This is a genomic window from Thalassospira sp. A3_1 (assembly GCF_017744215.1).
Classification (GTDB): domain Bacteria; phylum Pseudomonadota; class Alphaproteobacteria; order Rhodospirillales; family Thalassospiraceae; genus Thalassospira; species Thalassospira lucentensis_A.
Map to the genome: position 1 here is coordinate 534,121 of NZ_JAGHQQ010000002.1, position 18,303 is coordinate 552,423.

Consider the following 18,303-nt stretch of genomic DNA (forward strand, 5'->3'; position numbering starts at 1 on the left):
CAATGGTGCAGATGAGAGATGGATCAGTCCGTATGTGGGCCTAAAGTCCGGTGCCGACCAGATTGGCAATGATGATGGCCGCCAATACCATCAAACCGAAATCACGGTTTGATTTAAACCGTTTCAGGCAGTTTGCGGCATCATCAAGTTTGACCGTGGCAACCTGCCACGCCAGATGCAAACACGCCAGTGCCAGAAGCGGGAAATAAATCCAGTGCAATCCGGCCAGCATACCCGAAACACCCAGAAAAAGGGTCGTCACGGTATAAAATCCCATGGCCCATCGCGGGGTTGCATCGCCAAGCCGAAGGGCAAGCGACTTTACCCCGATCTTGATGTCGTCATCCTTGTCCTGATGGGCATATATGGTGTCGTAACCAAGTGTCCAGAAGAAGCCTGCAACATACATTGCAACCGCTGCCGGTGCGACGGTGCCGGTGACCGCCGCCCAGCCGACAAGCGCCCCCCAGTTGAATGTCAGCCCCAGAACCGCCTGCGGCCAATAGGTAATGCGCTTCATGAACGGATAGGTAATGACAAGTGGCAGGGAACAGATGCCAACAATGATTGCTTCGATCCGGAACTGCACCAGCACGGCAAGCCCGATCAGAAGCAGCAGCCCCAGAAACGCCATCGCCTGCCAGACCCTGACCTGACCGCTGGGGATCGGGCGGGTTGCCGTGCGTTCGACCCTGCCGTCAAAATTGCGATCCGCCAGATCGTTGACCACGCAACCGGCCCCGCGCATGATCAATGCACCAATGGCAAAATAAACCATCATCAACAGGCTGGGCGCGCCGTCACTTGCCATGGCGGTTGACCACCAGCAAGGCAAAAGCAGAAGCCATGTGCCAATCGGACGGTCAAGTCGTGCCAGTTTAAGGTACGGGCGACTTGCCAACGGAGCGAACCGGTCGATCCAGCTATCGGCTGGCATATCGTTCTTCGTGTTCTGTATCGGTTGGTTGACCTGTGACATAATTGGCCTATGTAACTCTTTAACAAACTGAACTTCGCCGAATAACCGGCCTGGGGACATATATGACAGATGACGCCACCCGCGCCCGGCAACGCCTATTCGTTTCCGATCCTATCACGCCGGGATGCGAGATCGAACTCGCACCTGAACAGTCTCATTACCTTGAACATGTGATGCGCCTCAAGCCCGGAACGCCAATCAAGATATTTAATGGTCTTGATGGTGAATGGCTGGCGACCATCGATCACCTTCGCAAAAAGAAGGGCACGGTGACCGCTGAACGGCAATTACGTGACCAGATTGTCGAACGCGGCCCGATCCTGGCTTTTGCCCCGATCAAAAAGCAGCGCCTTGATTTTCTGATCGAAAAGTCGGTCGAAATGGGGGTTGGCACCCTGCAACCGATTGTCACCGCACACGGCATTACCGACAAGGTCCGCCTTGACCGTCTTCAGGCCCAGGTGATCGAAGCCGCCGAGCAATGCGAACGCCTCAGCGTGCCGGAAATTGCCCCACCGGTAAAATTGCTTGATTGGCTCGCAGACTGGCCGGAAAACCGGCATTTACTGTTCTGTGATGAGACGGGATCGGGCTCACCAATTGGTGAAGTGTTAAGTCAGCTATTGGCAAAGGGCGCTGGCTCGGCTATCGACAACGACAATGTTGTTAACCATGCAATCGTGATTGGACCCGAAGGCGGCTTTAGCGCCGACGAAATTGAACGCATCCGCAAACAGCCTTTTGCAACGCCTGTAAGTCTTGGTCCGCGCATCTTGCGGGCCGAAACCGCGGCAATTGCTGCTTTGTCCGTGTTTCAGGATCGCATCGGCGACTGGTCGATACCTCCGGTCACGAGAGATTAGGGGAAGCCCTTATGACTGTCAGCGCCTCCACCGGCGACAGCCCGGTCATCGAAAGCCGTCGTCAGCTTGTCGAATGGTTCGAGTCCGGATGTACACCGAAAAAAGACTGGGCCATCGGCACAGAACACGAAAAATTCGCCTTTACCCGTAACGATCTTCGCCCGATCCCTTACGAAGGGGAGAGGGGGGTAAAGACCCTTCTGACACAACTTGCCGAACGCTTTGATTGGGAACCGATCATTGAAAACGGCAATGTGATTGCGCTCACCAAGGATAACTGTTCCGTCTCGCTTGAACCGGGCGGGCAGATCGAATTGTCCGGTGCGCCGCTTAAAAACATTCACCAGACCTGTGGCGAAGTGCATCAGCACCTTCATGAAATCCGCGAAATCTGCGGTGATCTTGATATCGAAATGCTGGGTGTCGGCCATCAGCCGAAATGGAAACGCGACGATATTCCGTGGATGCCCAAGGGGCGCTACGCGATCATGCGCGACTATATGCCCAAGGTCGGCAATCTTGGCCTGGACATGATGCTTCGCACCTCGACCATTCAGGTCAATCTGGATTTCGCCTCCGAAGCCGACATGATCAAGAAATTCAGAACGTCGCTGGCACTTCAGCCGGTTGCGACCGCGCTGTTTGCCGCATCCCCGTTCGTGGATGGCAAACCAAGCGGCTATCTGTCTTCGCGATCCCACGTCTGGACCGATACCGACCCGGACCGTTGCGGCATGCTGCCCTTCGTGTTCGAAGACGGATTTGGCTTTGAACGTTATGTCGATTACATGCTCGATGTGCCGATGTATTTCGTTTATCGCGATGGCAAATACATCAATGCCGCAGGCAAATCGTTCCGCGATTTCATGGCCGGAAAGCTTGACGTTCTGCCGGGTGAACGCCCGACGATGAATGACTGGTCGGATCACATGACGACCGCCTTCCCCGAAGTGCGCCTCAAGAAATTCCTTGAAATGCGCGGCGCGGATGGCGGCCCGTGGAAACGCATCTGCGCCCTTCCGGCCCTTTGGGTTGGCCTGCTGTATGACGATGTCGCACTCGATGCCGCATGGGATCTCGTCAAGGATCTCAGCCATGCCGAACGCGAAGCCCTTCGCGACGATGTGCCGCGTACCGCCCTTGCCACGAAGTTCAAAAACGGCACCGTTCAGGACCTCGCCAAGGACGTTCTGGCCGTCTCCAAACAGGGGCTTAAGGCGCGTGGTCGCATGGATGCCTATGGCGACGATGAAAGCCACTTCCTCGAAAGCCTCGAAGACGTCGCCGAAAGTGGCCGTACCCTGGCCGAGGAATTCCTCGACAAATATGAAACCGAATGGAACGGATCGGTTGATCCGCTGTTCCGGGAATATGCCTATTAAACATTGTGAAATGGCGGTGAATAATCGCCGCCATTTTTCATTTTTCGTGAATGATGAAAGTTCTGCCGTGATGACGACCAAAGCCAACCCTTGCGAAACCATGTCCGATGTCCGTGCGAATGTGGATCGGGTGGACAGGCTTCTGGTGGCACTGATGGCGGAACGGTTGAACTATATCGAACAGGCCGCGCGCATCAAATCGACCCGCGATGCCGTGCGTGACGAAGACCGGATCGAGGACGTAATCGCCAAGGTCCGTGCCCAGTGCCGCATCGATGGCTTTGACGAAGACATGGCCGAACGGATGTGGCGGGCGATGATGGAAGATTTCATCGCCCACGAATTCGTCAAATGGGATGATCTGCGCAAGTAACCGGTTGCCGGTTCTTACTGTGCGGCAAGTTGATCCGCGCTGCTTGCAAACCAGTCCCGAACAGCGTTGATATCGCTTTCTTCCATGCCAAGGCCAAGCTTGGTCCGCCGCCAAAGGACATCCTCGGCTGACCGGGCCCATTCCTGCGTCATCAGGAACCGTAGCTCTGCCTCAAACAGGTTGGGCGCAACTTCCGGACCCAGATCACCAATGGCCTTCGCATCCGGTGCAATATCAAACAGGCGTGTGCCATAACAGCGTGCCCAGCGATGGGCGATCTGTTCGGGCAGCCAGCCGAACTTTGTCCTGACACCAGCCAGGAACCGTTCGAAATTGCCATCACTCATATCCCCGCCCGGCAGAACCGATGTCGCGGTCCAGTCGGATGCGTGATTGCCCAGAACCGGACAAAGCTTTTGCAGGGCATGTTCGGCCAACCGGCGATAGGTGGTGATCTTCCCGCCATAGATCGACAGGATCGCCGGGGCATCGCCGTCCCCGGTATCCAGATCGAACACATAATCACGCGTCACCGCCGATGCGTTGCTGTTCTTGTCATCATAAAGCGGCCTGACACCGGCATAATCCCAAACGATATCGGCCCGCGTTAACGGCGTCGCCAGATAACCATTGACCAGCTCAAGCAGGTAATCGATTTCACCGTCGCTGATCTTCACATCGGCCGGATCACCGTCATAGGGCACATCCGTCGTCCCGATCAGGGTGTAATCCTGCTGATAGGGGATGGCAAAGGCAATGCGACCATCCCCGTTCTGGAAGATATAGCAATGATCATGCGGGTGAATGCGCGGCACGATGAAATGGCTGCCTTTGACCAGCCTTAACCCTGCTGCCTTGTCGCCAAGCCCGGCACGGTTGACCATTTCGGTCACCCACGGGCCTGCGGCATTGACCACGGCCCTCGCCGAAATGCTGGTTTCCTTGCCGTTTTCGGATTGCAGTGTCGCGGTCCAGCCGTCCGTTCCGCGCACAAGGGCGGCACAGCGCGTCCGGGTTTTGATCATCGCCCCGCGTGCCTGCGCATCAAGGGCATTTAAAACCACAAGCCTGGCATCATCGACCCAGCAATCGGAATAGGAAAAGCCGCTGGTGAACTGGTCCAGAAGCGGTTTGCCCTCGTCCGTGCCGTTCAGGGACAGGGCACGTGAAGCGGGCAAACGTTTACGCTTTGCCAGATGGTCATACAGAAACAGTCCGGCACGCAGCATCCATTTGGGCCGAAGCCCCTTATGGTGCGGCAGAACAAAGGTCAGCGGCCAGATGATATGCGGGGCGGCAGCCAGAAGAACCTCGCGTTCCTGCAAGGCTTCACGCACCAGCCGGAATTCGTAATGTTCAAGATAGCGCAGGCCGCCATGGATCAGTTTGGTCGATGATGAAGATGTGGCCGAGGCAAGGTCGCGCTGTTCGACCAGAAGGACGGACAGACCGCGACCGGCGGCATCACGGGCAATACCCGCACCATTGATGCCGCCGCCTACGACCAGAAGGTCGTAATGTTCAGACACGTCAGATCACCTTTTTGCGCAGCCAGGCCGCCAGGGCCTCGCCCACGATCACAAGACCGATGATCGCCAGAAGAATGGTGGCAACCGTCTGCCAGGCAAAGGTGTCAATCGCGCCTTGCAGGACAATACCGATCCCGCCAGCCCCGACCAGACCCAGAACCGTACTTTCACGCAGATTGATGTCCCAGCGCAGGATCGAAACCGCAAAGAAAGTCGGCATGACCTGTGGCACAACCCCATAAATCAGGATTTTGAACCGCGATGCGCCGACGGACTCAAGCGCCTCGATCGGGGCCCGGTCGATTTCCTCGATCGCCTCGCCCAGCAATTTGCCGATAAAACCGATCGAACGGAAAATGATCGCCAGAATACCGGCCATCACGCCGGGGCCGAAAATCGCAACAAACAGCAGCGCCCAGATGATGGTATTGACCGACCGCGAAGACACCAGAATAAACCGGCCGATCCACAGGGTCAGCTTGTTGGGCGTGGTGTTCTGGGCCGCGATAAGGGCAATCGGCAACGAAAGGAACACCGCAAAGAACGTTGCAATCGTCGCAATATTGACGGTTTCAAGCAACGTGATGGCGATCATTTCCCAATCATTGAGGGACGGCGGATACATGCGCGAAAAAAGATCGCCCATTTGTTTCGGGGCATCCCAAAGCCACGGCCAGATGATGTTGATCGTCGAAAGCGACCAGACCGTTGCCAGAACCACGCCGCCATACATGGCAAAGCGCAGCCAGCGTTGTTTGGGGGTATAGCGTGACCATTCGCGTTCGGCGATGGCGTCCGGTCCGGTGTTTTGTGTTGTCGTTACCATATGTTCCTCCGGATCCGGCCGCTTATGGCTTCGCTGATCAGGATGACGCCGATGATGCAAAGCGTGATCGCAAGCGCGAAGTCATAGTCATAGCGCCGAAACGCATTCATCAGGGTCGATCCGATCCCGCCCGCGCCAACAATGCCGACCACGGCAGATGCACGCAGGTTGCTGTCAAGCTGATAGATCGAAAGACCGATCTGGCGGGGCATGATTTGCGGGATCACGGCATAAAGCATGGTGATGAATGTCCCGCCCCCGGCCGCCCGGATGGCTTCAACCTGGCCCCAGTCGATTTCCTCGATCCGCTCGGCCAGCATTTTGGCAACGAAACCGATGGAATAGATCGTCAGGGTCAGAATCCCCGCCAGCGGACCAAAACCAACCGCCTTGACGAACAGGATGGCAACGATCACCGGATGGAAACTGCGCGCGATAATGATCGTGGCACGCCCGATGTTATAAAGCCATTTGGGTGCAATATTGGATGCGGCGGCAAAGGCAATCGGCACGCTCAGCATCACACCGGCAAGGGTTGCAACGATGGCGATCTTGATGCTTTCAAGAAAGCCCTGCAACACCAGTTCGCCCCGGATCATGTCCGGCGGAAAGGCGCCCTTGAAAATACGGATGGCGCGCGGAATGCCTTCCTGAATACGTTCCCAGTTAAAGGGCAGGCTGGTGACCGCCCACACGACATAGGCCAATACGCCAAGGATGATCGCCCAGCGTATCGCCGGATTGGCGATAAAGGGCGGCTTTTTCCAAGTGCGATGGCCCGTTGTTTTTTCAACGGAGCTGGTCATTGCGATACAACCTCGCGCAGGGGTTCCGGATCGCCGGTTTCGCCACGTTCTTCTGCCGGAACCCCGGCATAGATTTCATCCATGGCATCCTGGGTCAGGTCGGTCGGCACACTGTCAAAGATGATGCGACCAAACCGCATGCCGACGATGCGCTGGGTATATTCCTTGGCCTCGGTGACATTGTGGATATTGATCAGGACCGGCAGGTGCAGCTCGGATGCCAGTGCGCGCAGCAATTCCATGATCTGTCGGGATGTTTTGGGGTCAAGCGACGCCGTCGGTTCATCGGCCAGCAGGATTTCGGGTTCCTGCATCAAGGCGCGAACCACGCCGACGCGCTGGCGTTCGCCGCCCGATAATTCATCGGCGCGTTTGTTGGCATAATGGGCAATGCCGACACGTTCCATCAATTGAAACGCACGATCAATGTCGCTTTGGGGGAAATTGCGCGTCATGGCGCGCCAGGCCGGAACATATCCCAACCGTCCCGACAGAACATTTTCCATCACCGTCAAACGGTTGATCAGGTTGAAACCCTGAAAAATCATGCCGATACGACGACGCGCCAGACGCAACTCGCCACCCGACAAAGTCGTCAGTTCTGTGCCGTTAAGGTCAATCGAGCCCGATGTCGGTTCGACCAGGCGGTTAATGCAGCGCAAAAGCGTGCTTTTACCCGCGCCCGATGCCCCAATGATGGCAACGACGCTTTCGCCCGGAACTTCAAGGTTCAGGTCCTTCAGAACAGCCTCATCCTTGCCATAGCGTTTGACCAGATCTTTGATACGCAGCATCACGATACCTTGAAAAAAAAAGACTACCGGGACCGAAAAGCGATCCCGGCAGAAGCAGTTTGAAAGAAGGGATTACTTCAGGTTGTCCGGGGTGTATTTCACACCGTTGGCAGCCTGGATTTCACGAATAACGTCCCAGTCTTTCTGATAGGTGACAGGTACGAATTTCGACACGCCTTTGAACTCTTCGCCAAGGGCGGTGCCCTTCATGTCGAAGGTAAAGAAGGCTTCCTTGATCTTTTCGATCAGTTCCGGCTTCAGGTTATAGGCATAGTTGAACGAAGTGGTCGGGAAAGGCTTGCTTTCATAAAGGATTTTGACGTCAGCCGGATCGTACAGATCGCGCTGGGCCATACGTTCAACCACTTCGGATGCGACCGGGGCTGCGTCATAGTCACCGGCAACAACGCCCAGCATCGACTGGTCGTGCGAACCGGAATAGACGACTTCGTAATCCTGTTCCGGGACGATGCCCTGACCCGGAAGCAATGCGCGCGGTGCCAGGTTGCCCGAGTTCGAGGTCGGGGACGTATGGGCGACACGTTTGCCCTTAAGATCGGCAAGCGAATTGATGCCGCTGTCAACGCGGGTATAAAGCTGCAACGTGTAACCAAAACGACCGTCATCCGCACCCATCAGGGCAAACGGAACCGCACCGGCAAGGTTAACCGCAAACGGGGTCGGCCCGGTCGAGAAACCGGCAACATGCAGACGGCCGCTGCGCATGGCTTCGACTTCGGCGGAATTCGACTGAACCGCAAAGAAGTGAACATCCTTGCCGGTTACTTTTTCAAGATGTTCAAGGAACGGCTGCCAGATATCGGCATAAACCGCCGGGTCTTCGACCGGGGTATAGGCAAACACGAGGGTGTCGGGATCAACCTGCTGATCGGCAGCCGGTGCATCGGCGACCAGATCGCCATCCATGTCGCAATACATCTGATCAAGATCGCCGCGTGCGATGCAATCATCGGCCTGTGCAAATGCCGTGCTGCTGCCAAAGCTCATCATGCCGATGGCGGCAAGCACCGTAGAAACTTTCAAAAAGTCTGTTTTTTTCGCATGTGAAAACATGTGATCGAGCCTTTCTTCCCTGTAAACGCTGGTAAAGCGCCATTTTTTAATGTGGTTTTGTTGGTCTTATTGTTGCTTTTATCAACATTATAGAAGGTCAAAAAGTTGGAAAAGCAACACAAAACTGTAACAAACGGTTACAAGGATAGCTGATAGCCTTGCCGGAATGGGGTGCGATCAAAGGTATTCAGGGGAGAGAGCGTCTTTGCGTATCGGAAAAAAAGAACGGCAGCAGCGCATTCTTCAGGAGCTGCAAGTCCATCCGCATGTGAGAGTTGCCACATTGGCGGAGCGATTCGATGTGGCAACTGAAACAATTCGCCGCGATCTTGATGCGCTAAGCGAAAATGGCCTGATTAAGCGTGAATTTGGCGGCGCATCCGCACAGCCAATGGGCCATCAACCCGATCTGGCGCAGCGACAGATGACTGCGGTTGCCGGGTTCGAACGGATCGGCATCATGGCGGGGACCATGATCCGCCCGGGTGACGTGATCATGATTGATGCCGGGTCCACCGTTAGTCAGCTTGCCCCCTATATGGCCCAGAATCCCGGCGCATTGCGGCGCACGGTTCTGACCAATTGCTATGCGGTGGTGCATGGCATGGGCGAGCAGGCGGTGATTGACGATGTCATCATGTGTCCCGGGCAGTTCGACCCGCGTGAAAATGCGGTTTACGGCAATGATACCGTCGAATTCCTGCGCCGTTTTCACGCCAACAAGGCCTTTATCGGGGCGTCGGGCGTTGCATGGCAGGGGTTCAGTGACGTTAACCGTCGGGCGGTTGCGGTCAAACGCGCGATGATGGAACGGTCCGATGAAACCTGGCTGATGGTCGATCACACCAAGTTTGATCAGCGTTACCTTGAAAACATCGCACCGCTTGAAGCACTGACCGGGGTGATCACCGATCGTTTGCCACCCGAAAAACTGCTGTCCCATCTGGATCGCATCGGCGTTCAGATTGTCGCATGGCAGGACAATGTTTCCGCAGATCACGGGGCAATCGCCGGCTGATATTTTATCGCTGGCGATAAAACTGCATTTTTTCAACACAGTGACTTTGCGCGAACGATCATTTGCGCCCATATTCGGGGTCGGCAAAACGTAATTGCCAGCCGGGTTCCCGCCCCGGTCAGTATGTTTTCTGACACGGAGGATTTCTATCGTGACCAATCCAGTGACCACCCGCACCGAACAGGACACCATGGGCAGCATCGATGTGCCCGCGGACCGGTATTGGGGGGCGCAGACCCAGCGATCAAAACAGAATTTCCGCATTGGGGGCGAACGGATGCCCGATGCCCTGATCCGGGCGTTCGGGATACAGAAACTGGCTGCCGCGCGCGCCAATGCCGCCCTTGGCAATCTGGATGCAAACCTTGCCGAGGCAATCGAGGCCGCCGCGCGCGAAGTCGCCGATGGCAAGCTGCTTGATCACTTCCCGCTTGTCGTCTGGCAGACCGGCAGTGGCACCCAGACCAACATGAATGCCAACGAGGTCATCGCCAACCGGGCCTGTGAAATCCTTGGCAAGCCGATGGGCAAACGCGATCCGGTTCATCCCAACGATCACGTCAATCGCGGACAGTCATCCAATGACAGTTTCCCGGCAGCCATGCATATCGCCGCCGTGGTCGAGATCGAGGAAAACCTGAAACCGGCCCTGGCCCATTTGCGAAGTGCCCTTGATGCCAAGGTCAAGGCCTTTGCCGATATCGTCAAAATCGGCCGTACCCATATGCAGGATGCGGTGCCCCTGACACTGGGGCAGGAATTTTCGGGCTACGCCGCCCAGATCGCCCTTGGCCTTGATCGCATTGATGATGCGCTGGTCCGGCTTCGCAAACTGGCGCAGGGTGGGACTGCCCTTGGCACCGGCCTGAATGCGCCAAAGGGCTTTGATGTCGAATTTGCCAAACAGGTTTCGACGATCACGGGGCTTAAATTCGAAACGGCGGCGAACAAGTTCGAAGCCCTTGCCGCCCACGATGCCTGTGTTGAAATGTCGGGTGTGCTGAACGTTCTGGCGACGTCGCTGATGAAGATCGGCAACGATATCCGTCTGCTGGGTTCCGGTCCGCGTTGCGGGCTTGGTGAACTGGTCCTGCCCGCGAACGAGCCGGGATCATCGATCATGCCGGGCAAGGTCAACCCGACCCAGGCCGAAGCCCTGACCATGGTCTGTGCTCAGGTGATCGGCAACCATGTTGCAGTCACGGTCGGTGGTTCAAACGGTCATCTGGATCTGAACGTGTTCAAACCGGTGATCATTTATAACCTGCTGCAATCGATCCGCCTGATTGCCGATGCCTCGGTCAGCTTTGCCGATAACTGTGTTGTTGGTCTTGAAGCCGATCAGGAAAAAATCGATCACTATGTCGAACAAAGCCTGATGCTGGTGACCGCCCTTGCACCGCATATCGGGTATGACAATGCCGCCGCCGTCGCCAAAAAGGCACACAAGGATCGCAGCAGCCTCAAGGAAGCAACCATTGCCCTTGGCTTCCTTGACGGGGCGAAGTTCGATGAACTTGTCCGCGCACGCGATATGATCTGATTTGATGTGATGATGCGGGCCGGTTTTGACCGGCCCGTTCTTTATCCGCCTATCGGGATGCGAACGCCCCGTTCAGCATCGCGGGCACGATTGCCTTATGAAACGGCATGATGGTGCCAAGATACATCCGGCCCAGCATATTATGCCGCCGGATCAGGGTGCTGGACCGGATCACCGTCTGCCCGCACTGGAATTTTTCGACCTCGACCGTCAGGCGAAAATCAAGATGTCTGTCATCCATGCCCAGCACGATGAAATCGTCCCCGCGCTCAATCACCGGGAAAAGGCCGATGACATCGGCATCGGGTTCCGGCGCGGTTTTAAGCCCCAGTGGACGGACCATCGCGTTGCGCAGTGCCAGCAGATACCCCATCCAGACCGGCCGGCCATCCATGATCTTTTGCGCGGCGCGTTCGGGGGTGATGTCGGGATCGTCAATCGTGATCGCAAAACTGTCCGCCCAATCGGCATCGACCATTGCAGGATGGGGCAGGGATATCGGAACAGCCATCGCGTAGGGCAAAAACGTATCCTTTCGATCAGCCTGGATCAGCTTTTTCGGCGGTGATCGTGCCCCAATTGTCACCCTGCGGCAATGATATATCTCATTGTCGCGGGGGGTAAATTCAGGCATACCCAATCCATGCGTATTCGTACCAAATCGATGCTGTCACATATGAATATCCGGGCTGCGGGCAAACTCCTGCGGGTCTGGATGCTGGCATTCGTCATCCTGATGACCGGGGTGACGCAGTCGGGTTTCGTAAGCGCGATGTATGGCGGTGCCAATGGCGGTGGGTTAACCGCCATTACCGGGGCCAATGCCGCCCCCGGTGGCGATCTGATTTTCATCTGCACGGCGGATGGGGTGCGCGCCATATCGTTTGGCAACGCCGGCCCCGATGCCGCGTCACAAAATTCCGGCGGGCATTCTGCCGGTCATGGTTTCTGTTCGCTATGCGCATCCCATCATGGGGCGATGGCAAGCCTGGACGTGCCGTTTGGCGCGCCGGTTTCAATCATCCATGATGCCGAATACGCGCAAGCCCGCCTGCTTGCCGCCACGATCACCGTGCCGCGCACGCGCTATTCCCGCGCACCCCCGCATTCCATCTGATTTCCCGATACACCCGAAATCAAATCACCGGTGTGATGCGCCCAATCCACACCGGACAAGGATGGAAACAAAGATCATGAAAAAACTGTTTGCTGTTATTGCGACCCTGGCCGGTCTGTTTGCCGCGACCCAGGCGTTTGCTGCTGATATCGAAATCAAGGATGCCTGGGCCAAGGCGTCGCTTGGCAAGGTGCCGAATGGCGCGGCCTTCCTGACGGTGGAAAATACCGGCATGGCGGATCGCATTGTCGGGGTGAAATCCGATCTGGCCGATAAAACCGAACTGCACACGCATATCATGGAAAATAACGTCATGAAGATGCGCCCGGTCGAAGGCGGGATCGATGTGCCGATGCATGGTGAACTGATGTTCAAACCGGGCAGCTATCACGTCATGCTGATCGGCCTGCACAAGCCGCTGGTCGAAGGCGAAAAAATCGACGTAACGCTGACCTTTGAAAAGGCGGGCGACATACCGGTGACCATTGATGTGATGGGGTCAATGTCCAAAGGCCCGCACGGCGATGCCGGTATGGATCACGGCGACATGAAAATGGGCGATCAGGAACACAAGGGTCACTAGGTCCTCGTTTCGCATATGTCCAAATTATACGGGGGAACGGTTTGCACCGTTCCCCTTTTTTGTCATGATGGTCGGCCATCATCCATCCCATGCAGGGAGTGCGCCATGTCCCGCGATATCACGATTGAAAACCTGATCGAAAAACTCGGCCTGCAACCGCATCCCGAAGGCGGCTTTTATGCCGAAACATTCCGCGCGCTGGAAACCTGCAATCCGGGCAATCGGTATCTTGGCGTGCGATCAACGGGGACCGCGATCTATTACCTGCTGACCCCTGATACCTTTTCGGGCATGCATATCCTGACCAGTGACGAGATTTTCCACCATTATCTTGGCGATCCGGTCGAACAGCTCCAACTTTATGCCGATGGCAGCCACCGGCTGGTTGAAATCGGCAATGACCTGCTGGCGGGGCAGAAACCGCAAATGATCGTGCCGAAAAATGTCTGGCAGGGCGCGCGCCTGAAACAAGGTGGCAAATTTGCCCTTCTGGGCTGTACGGTGGCACCCGGTTTTGATTTCGCTGATTTTGCGATGGGCAAACGGGCGGACCTTTCGTCGAAATGGCCGGCTGCGGCAACGATGATTGCCGCCTTGACGCGCGACTGAATTTCGGGCGCAATCAGCCGGTCACCCATTTTTCACAGGACTTCCCCAAATGCAGCTTGATACATGGTTGCTGTTTTCCGGCGCGGCCTTGGCGCTTTCGATGGCCCCCGGACCGAATAATCTTCTGGCGATGTTCAATGGCGCGCGCCACGGCGTTGCGTCGGCCGCCATCGGCGGGGCGGGACGACTGCTGGCTTTTGCCCTGATGATCGTTGTGACGGCCATGGGGCTTGGCGTGGTGCTTGCCGCCAGCGAAACCGCCTTCATGATCATCAAGTGGGGCGGGGCGATCTATCTGGTTTATCTGGGCCTCAAAAGCTGGCGAACCAAAGTTGCCGAGCCCGAGATTCCCGGTGATACCGTCGGTTTTGTCGCCCATCCCGGGGCGTTGTCATTGGCCCGGACGGAATTCCTGACGGCAATCGGCAATCCCAAGGCGATCCTGATCTTTACCGCCTTCTTCCCGCAATTCCTTGATCAGGCCGGTTCATACGGCCCGCAATTTGCTATCATGGGCGTGACCTTCATCGCGATGGAGGCTTGTGTTCTTCTCGGATACGGGCTTGTCGGCGGGCAGGTAAAGGGGCTGATCCGCTCCGCCCGTCACATGCGCTGGCTTAACCGCATCAGCGGCAGCCTCCTGATCGCCGCAGGGGTGCTGCTGGCCCTGACGGACCGGACGCGCAACGCGACCTGATCTGAAATTCGGTAAAAATTCAGCCTGAAAGGCTCAGGGGCGCAGCTTGTTAAAGCGCGCCCCCTTGCTCCCTTGTCTACCCGGATATCCGGGCGATCGCCTGTTTTCAGGCGATTTCTTCGACCCGATGGCAAGCCACCTCGCGGCCTTCATACATGCGCAATTCAGGACGAACCTGTGCGCAATGGTCGGTCGCGAACGGGCAGCGTTTATGAAACGCACAGCCCGACGGCGGATTGATCGGTGAAGGCAGTTCGCCTTTAAGCGGCTCTGCCTTGACGCGATGCGCCGGATCGATCTTTGGTGCCGATGCCAGAAGCGCCCTTGTATAGGGATGCAGCGGTTTGGCAAAGATTTCTTCGGTCGGTCCCTTTTCAGCGACGCGCCCCAAATACATCACCATGACGTCATCTGCAATATGGCGAACGACAGAAAGATCGTGCGAGATGAAGACATAGGCGACATTCATCTCTTCCTGCAGGTCCATCATCAGGTTCAGAACCTGTGCCTGGACCGACACGTCAAGGGCGGAAACCGGTTCATCGGCGACGATGACTTTCGGTTCAAGGATCAGCGCACGCGCAATCGCGATACGCTGACGCTGCCCGCCCGAGAACATATGCGGATAGCGCCCGTAAAATTCGGGGCGCAGGCCAACCTTGGCCATGGTTTCGCGCACACGTTCCTCGCGCTCCTTGCGACCCAGATCCATGTTAAGCAATACCGGCTCGCCAAGGATCTGACCGACTTTCTTGCGCGGGTTCAGCGACCCGTAAGGGTTCTGGAAGATCATCTGAACCGTGCGACGGAACAGTTTTGCTTCCTTGTCACTCAGATCACCAACCGCTTCGCCGTTGATTTTAAGCCCGCCTGCGCTGGGCTTTTCAATCAGGGTCAACTGACGGCCAAGCGTGGACTTGCCACAGCCGGACTCGCCAACAACCGCCAAGGTCTTCTTGGCTTCGAGCGTAAAGGAAACACCATCAAGCGCCTTGACCATCGCACTTGGTTTGCCAAGGCCACGGCTGACTTCGTAGTGACGGACAAGATCATCGGATTCCAGCAGCGGAACACCGGGTTTTGTATCAAGGAAGCTCATTACACGGTCTCCCCGGTTGTCTGGCCCGTTGTTTGGCCGGTCGGCTGGCCGTGGTCGTCAAGCGGATAGAAGCAACGCACATCGCGCCCGTTATAGGCACCAACATCGGGGCGTTCGACAACGCAACGATCATTGGCATAACGGCAACGCGGCGCCAGAAGACAGCCCGCCGGGCGGTCATACTGACCCGGAACCACACCGGGGATGGTGCGCAGGCGATCATGGCCTTCGGAACGTTCCGGCAATGCCTCAAGCAACGCCTGGGTATAGGGATGGCGCGGGGCAGCAAAGATGCTGTCAGCCGGGCCACTTTCAAAAAGCTGACCGGCATACATCACCTGAATGCGATCAGCCGCTTCCGATACCAGTGCCAGATCGTGCGTGATCAGGATCAGGGCCATGTCGCTATCGTCCTGCAATTTCAGCAGCAGGTCTATGATCTGGGCCTGAATGGTCACGTCAAGGGCGGTGGTCGGTTCATCGGCAATCAGCAGGCGCGGATTGCACGCAATCGCCATCGCAATCACGATACGCTGGCTCATCCCGCCCGAAAGCTGATGGGGATAGGCGGTCATGCGTGATTTCGGATCGGGAATGCCAACCTGGTTCAGAAGGTCAAGCGTACGTTCACGCCGCTCCTTTTTCGAACCACCCTCATGGACTTTCAGGGCTTCCATGATCTGGGCTTCAACCGTAAAGCACGGATTAAGCGCCGACATCGGATCCTGAAAGATCATGCCGATATCCTTGCCCGTAATCGCACGGCGTTTGCCGGGCGACATCGTCAGCAGGTCCTGCCCATCAAAGGTCAGGCTGTCGGCGGTAACACGACCGGGGAAGTCGATCAGGCCCATAACGGCAAGCGAGGATACGGATTTACCCGAACCCGACTCACCAACGATGCCAAGGACTTCGCCGCGATCAACGGAATAACTTACATTGTCAACAGCACGGAACGGCCGGTCTTCGGAGCCGAACTCGACTGTCAGGTTTTTAACTTCGAGAAGAGCCATGACTTACCGCTTCATCTTGGGATCTAGGGCATCGCGCAGACCATCACCCATCAGGTTGAAGGCAAGCACGGTGACGAGGATGCAAAGGCCGGGGAAGGTGATCACCCACCATGCCGATCCCACGAATTCGCGGGCTTCGGCCAGCATGGTGCCCCATTCCGGCAGCGGCGGCTGCGCGCCAAGGCCAAGGAAGCCAAGGGCAGCAGCATCAAGGATGGCACTGGAAATGCCCAATGTGCCCTGAACGATCAGGGGTGCCATGCAGTTCGGCAGGATATTGACGAACATCTGGCGGATATGACCGGCACCGGCAATCTGCGATGCGATGACATATTCCTTGTTCAGTTCGGACACCACCGAGGCACGCGACAGGCGCACATAATGCGGCAACTGGACAATCGCAATCGCCAGCATGGCGTTTTCAAGCCCCGGGCCGAGGATCGCGACAATCGCCATCGCCATGATCAGGCTGGGCAGGGCCAGCATGGTATCCATCATGCGCATGATGCCGACTTCGATCCAGCCGCGGAAATATCCGGCAACCAGTCCAAGAACGATACCGGCGATCATTGAAATGATCACGACGAAGACGCCGATGGTCACCGAAAGCTGCGCACCATGGATCAGGCGCGACAGGATGTCGCGGCCAACCGCGTCGGTGCCAAGGATATAGCGCGGATCGGCACCTTCCATCCAGATCGGCGGCTTCAGGAACGCGGTGCGGTCCTGTGCAATCGGATCAAACGGGGCAATCCACTGGGCGAATGCCGCCATGAACAGGATAAAGCAGATAACGATCAGCCCGACATAAGCGCCACGGTTCTTGCGGAAATAATTCCACGTTTCCATAAACGGGCTGGGCGGATTGATCTTCTGGTCTTCGACGGCCACCACTTCGGCTGCTGCCGTTTCGGGGGTGGTCGATTGGGTATTCTGGTTTGTCATTTCCCGTGCCCCCTTAACGCTTGTGCCGGATGCGGGGATTGATCACCCCATACATCAGATCGACGAACAGATTGACCCCCATAACCACGAAGGCAATCATCAGGATGCCGCCCTGGATGGTCGGGTAATCGCGGCGGTTCAACGCCTCGACAATCCATTTGCCAATACCGGGCCACGAGAAAATGGTTTCAGTCAGAATTGCACCGGCAAACAGCACACCGACCTGAAGGCCGATCACCGTAATCACCGGGATCAGGGCATTACGCAGCGCATGAACCATGATCACCCGCATCGGGGCCAGGCCCTTGGCACGTGCCACCCGGATATATTCCTCGCCCAGAACTTCAAGCATCGAGGAGCGTGTCATACGCGCAATCACGGCCATCGGAATGGTGCCAAGCGCAATCGTTGGCAGGATCAGATGACGGAGCGCACTGATAAACGCGCCTTTTTCATCGCTGAGCAATGTGTCGATCAGCATGAAACCGGTGGTCGGCTCGATGTAATACATGATCGACAGGCGACCGGATACCGGGGTCCAGCCCAGCGTCGTCGAAAAGAACATGATCAGTAACAGCGCCCACCAGAAGATGGGCATTGAATATCCTGTCAGCGATAAACTCATGGTCAGGTGGTCAAGCCACTTTCCCCTGTTGATCGCGGCAATAACCCCCAATGGCAGACCGACAATGATCGCAAACAATATCCCCGCGATGGAAAGCTCGATCGTTGCCGGGAACAGGGTTGCGAATTCTTCGATCACCGGACGCTTGGTGACGAAGGATTCACCAAGATCACCCTGCAAAACGCCGCCAAGATAGTCGAAATACTGAACGACAAGCGGTCTGTCGAAACCATATTCCTTTTGCAGTTCGGCGTATCGTTCGGGACTGATACTGCGTTCACCTGCGCGCATCTGGATCGGGTCGCTCGGGATCAGGTGAATCATCAGAAACACCAGAATGGTAACGCCAAAGAAGGTCGGTATGACGTCACCCAAACGGCGTAAAAGGAAACCTAGCATGCCATTGGGCCTTTTTAGCATCCGCGCGC

General features: G+C 56.6%; 20 protein-coding genes. 9 read left to right on the forward strand and 11 right to left on the reverse strand.

The window, feature by feature from the left end; all coding sequences use genetic code 11:
- Window positions 1-40: 40 nt before the first annotated feature.
- On the reverse strand, window positions 41-937 hold the full coding sequence (gene ubiA, locus J7395_RS09470) for a 4-hydroxybenzoate octaprenyltransferase (protein ID WP_247742075.1): 897 nt from the start codon (window positions 935-937) through the stop codon (window positions 41-43).
- A 104-nt stretch (window positions 938-1,041) separates the two neighbouring features.
- Here ubiA and J7395_RS09475 point away from each other — a divergent pair, with 104 nt between their 5' ends.
- Genes J7395_RS09475 through J7395_RS09485 form a run of 3 tightly spaced genes read left to right on the forward strand, consistent with a single transcriptional unit; the run spans window position 1,042 to window position 3,597 of the window.
- Window positions 1,042-1,842, forward strand: a complete 801-nt coding sequence (locus tag J7395_RS09475) for a 16S rRNA (uracil(1498)-N(3))-methyltransferase (protein WP_062950612.1) — start codon at window positions 1,042-1,044, stop codon at window positions 1,840-1,842.
- Window positions 1,843-1,853: 11 nt separating this feature from the next.
- On the forward strand, window positions 1,854-3,224 hold the full coding sequence (locus J7395_RS09480; protein WP_062950611.1) for a glutamate--cysteine ligase: 1,371 nt from the start codon (window positions 1,854-1,856) through the stop codon (window positions 3,222-3,224).
- 10 nt (window positions 3,225-3,234) lie between these two features.
- A complete protein-coding gene (locus J7395_RS09485; RefSeq protein WP_209221308.1) occupies window positions 3,235-3,597 on the forward strand; it encodes a chorismate mutase in 363 nt (120 codons plus the stop codon).
- Window positions 3,598-3,611: 14 nt separating this feature from the next.
- Here J7395_RS09485 and glpD read toward each other — a convergent pair whose 3' ends face one another.
- The 5 genes from glpD to phnD all read right to left on the reverse strand — a co-directional run bounded on the left by glpD (window position 3,612) and on the right by phnD (window position 8,596).
- Window positions 3,612-5,126: a glycerol-3-phosphate dehydrogenase gene (gene glpD, locus J7395_RS09490; RefSeq protein ID WP_209221309.1), complete on the reverse strand. Its 1,515-nt coding sequence runs from the start codon at window positions 5,124-5,126 to the stop codon at window positions 3,612-3,614.
- Between the two features lies 1 nt (window position 5,127).
- Window positions 5,128-5,952 (reverse strand): phosphonate ABC transporter, permease protein PhnE, encoded by an 825-nt coding sequence (phnE, locus tag J7395_RS09495; RefSeq protein WP_062958579.1) that lies wholly within the window; start codon window positions 5,950-5,952, stop codon window positions 5,128-5,130.
- Complete coding sequence (gene phnE, locus J7395_RS09500) at window positions 5,946-6,758, reverse strand: phosphonate ABC transporter, permease protein PhnE (RefSeq protein WP_063093293.1); 813 nt, start codon at window positions 6,756-6,758, stop codon at window positions 5,946-5,948. The genes phnE (J7395_RS09495) and phnE (J7395_RS09500) overlap by 7 nt, the downstream gene beginning before the upstream one ends.
- Window positions 6,755-7,552, reverse strand: coding sequence for a phosphonate ABC transporter ATP-binding protein (gene phnC, locus J7395_RS09505; protein WP_209221310.1), 798 nt, complete (start codon window positions 7,550-7,552; stop codon window positions 6,755-6,757). The genes phnE (J7395_RS09500) and phnC overlap by 4 nt, the downstream gene beginning before the upstream one ends.
- Window positions 7,553-7,624: 72 nt before the next feature.
- Window positions 7,625-8,596, reverse strand: a complete 972-nt coding sequence (gene phnD / locus J7395_RS09510; protein ID WP_247742076.1) for a phosphate/phosphite/phosphonate ABC transporter substrate-binding protein — start codon at window positions 8,594-8,596, stop codon at window positions 7,625-7,627.
- 196 nt (window positions 8,597-8,792) lie between these two features.
- Here phnD and J7395_RS09515 point away from each other — a divergent pair, with 196 nt between their 5' ends.
- Entirely contained in the window at window positions 8,793-9,644 is an 852-nt protein-coding gene (locus tag J7395_RS09515) for a DeoR/GlpR family DNA-binding transcription regulator (RefSeq protein WP_247742077.1), read from the forward strand.
- A 151-nt stretch (window positions 9,645-9,795) separates the two neighbouring features.
- Window positions 9,796-11,187: a class II fumarate hydratase gene (gene fumC / locus J7395_RS09520; protein WP_082832655.1), complete on the forward strand. Its 1,392-nt coding sequence runs from the start codon at window positions 9,796-9,798 to the stop codon at window positions 11,185-11,187.
- 49 nt (window positions 11,188-11,236) lie between these two features.
- On the opposite strand, the gene J7395_RS09525 is transcribed toward fumC, so the two are convergent.
- A complete protein-coding gene (locus J7395_RS09525) occupies window positions 11,237-11,710 on the reverse strand; it encodes a DUF2867 domain-containing protein (protein ID WP_170954067.1) in 474 nt (157 codons plus the stop codon).
- 120 nt (window positions 11,711-11,830) lie between these two features.
- Here J7395_RS09525 and J7395_RS09530 point away from each other — a divergent pair, with 120 nt between their 5' ends.
- From J7395_RS09530 to J7395_RS09545, 4 genes are all read left to right on the forward strand, one after another.
- Window positions 11,831-12,304: a DUF2946 family protein gene (locus J7395_RS09530; protein WP_209221313.1), complete on the forward strand. Its 474-nt coding sequence runs from the start codon at window positions 11,831-11,833 to the stop codon at window positions 12,302-12,304.
- A 76-nt stretch (window positions 12,305-12,380) separates the two neighbouring features.
- A complete protein-coding gene (locus J7395_RS09535; protein ID WP_231858229.1) occupies window positions 12,381-12,887 on the forward strand; it encodes a copper chaperone PCu(A)C in 507 nt (168 codons plus the stop codon).
- A gap of 105 nt (window positions 12,888-12,992) precedes the next feature.
- The gene (locus J7395_RS09540) at window positions 12,993-13,496 is read left to right on the forward strand and encodes a cupin domain-containing protein (protein ID WP_062951474.1); all 504 of its coding nucleotides are present in this window, start codon (window positions 12,993-12,995) and stop codon (window positions 13,494-13,496) included.
- A 49-nt stretch (window positions 13,497-13,545) separates the two neighbouring features.
- Window positions 13,546-14,193: a LysE family translocator gene (locus J7395_RS09545; protein WP_209221314.1), complete on the forward strand. Its 648-nt coding sequence runs from the start codon at window positions 13,546-13,548 to the stop codon at window positions 14,191-14,193.
- Between the two features lie 106 nt (window positions 14,194-14,299).
- Here J7395_RS09545 and J7395_RS09550 read toward each other — a convergent pair whose 3' ends face one another.
- The 4 genes from J7395_RS09550 to J7395_RS09565 are packed head-to-tail and all read right to left on the reverse strand — an operon-like array spanning window position 14,300 to window position 18,274.
- Window positions 14,300-15,292, reverse strand: a complete 993-nt coding sequence (locus J7395_RS09550) for a peptide ABC transporter ATP-binding protein (RefSeq protein ID WP_062961074.1) — start codon at window positions 15,290-15,292, stop codon at window positions 14,300-14,302.
- Window positions 15,292-16,305 carry a dipeptide ABC transporter ATP-binding protein gene (gene dppD / locus J7395_RS09555; protein WP_097051092.1) on the reverse strand — a complete coding sequence of 338 codons (1,014 nt, stop codon included), beginning with the start codon at window positions 16,303-16,305 and terminating at the stop codon, window positions 15,292-15,294. The genes J7395_RS09550 and dppD overlap by 1 nt, the downstream gene beginning before the upstream one ends.
- A gap of 3 nt (window positions 16,306-16,308) precedes the next feature.
- A complete protein-coding gene (locus J7395_RS09560) occupies window positions 16,309-17,250 on the reverse strand; it encodes an ABC transporter permease subunit (RefSeq protein ID WP_037991200.1) in 942 nt (313 codons plus the stop codon).
- Window positions 17,251-17,263: 13 nt separating this feature from the next.
- Window positions 17,264-18,274, reverse strand: a complete 1,011-nt coding sequence (locus J7395_RS09565) for an ABC transporter permease subunit (protein ID WP_037991198.1) — start codon at window positions 18,272-18,274, stop codon at window positions 17,264-17,266.
- Window positions 18,275-18,303 lie beyond the last annotated feature (29 nt).

Coding starts and splice junctions, on each gene's coding strand:
- ubiA (WP_247742075.1), bottom strand. CDS start 937: ATGCCAGCCGATAGCTGGATCGACCGGTTCGCTCCGTTGGCAAGTCGC.
- J7395_RS09475 (WP_062950612.1), top strand. CDS start 1,042: ATGACAGATGACGCCACCCGCGCCCGGCAACGCCTATTCGTTTCCGAT.
- J7395_RS09480 (WP_062950611.1), top strand. CDS start 1,854: ATGACTGTCAGCGCCTCCACCGGCGACAGCCCGGTCATCGAAAGCCGT.
- J7395_RS09485 (WP_209221308.1), top strand. CDS start 3,235: ATGGCGGTGAATAATCGCCGCCATTTTTCATTTTTCGTGAATGATGAA.
- phnE (WP_062958579.1), bottom strand. CDS start 5,952: ATGGTAACGACAACACAAAACACCGGACCGGACGCCATCGCCGAACGC.
- phnE (WP_063093293.1), bottom strand. CDS start 6,758: ATGACCAGCTCCGTTGAAAAAACAACGGGCCATCGCACTTGGAAAAAG.
- phnC (WP_209221310.1), bottom strand. CDS start 7,552: ATGCTGCGTATCAAAGATCTGGTCAAACGCTATGGCAAGGATGAGGCT.
- J7395_RS09515 (WP_247742077.1), top strand. CDS start 8,793: ATGGGGTGCGATCAAAGGTATTCAGGGGAGAGAGCGTCTTTGCGTATC.
- J7395_RS09530 (WP_209221313.1), top strand. CDS start 11,831: ATGCGTATTCGTACCAAATCGATGCTGTCACATATGAATATCCGGGCT.
- J7395_RS09535 (WP_231858229.1), top strand. CDS start 12,381: ATGAAAAAACTGTTTGCTGTTATTGCGACCCTGGCCGGTCTGTTTGCC.
- J7395_RS09540 (WP_062951474.1), top strand. CDS start 12,993: ATGTCCCGCGATATCACGATTGAAAACCTGATCGAAAAACTCGGCCTG.
- J7395_RS09545 (WP_209221314.1), top strand. CDS start 13,546: ATGCAGCTTGATACATGGTTGCTGTTTTCCGGCGCGGCCTTGGCGCTT.
- J7395_RS09550 (WP_062961074.1), bottom strand. CDS start 15,292: ATGAGCTTCCTTGATACAAAACCCGGTGTTCCGCTGCTGGAATCCGAT.
- dppD (WP_097051092.1), bottom strand. CDS start 16,305: ATGGCTCTTCTCGAAGTTAAAAACCTGACAGTCGAGTTCGGCTCCGAA.
- J7395_RS09560 (WP_037991200.1), bottom strand. CDS start 17,250: ATGACAAACCAGAATACCCAATCGACCACCCCCGAAACGGCAGCAGCC.
- J7395_RS09565 (WP_037991198.1), bottom strand. CDS start 18,274: ATGCTAGGTTTCCTTTTACGCCGTTTGGGTGACGTCATACCGACCTTC.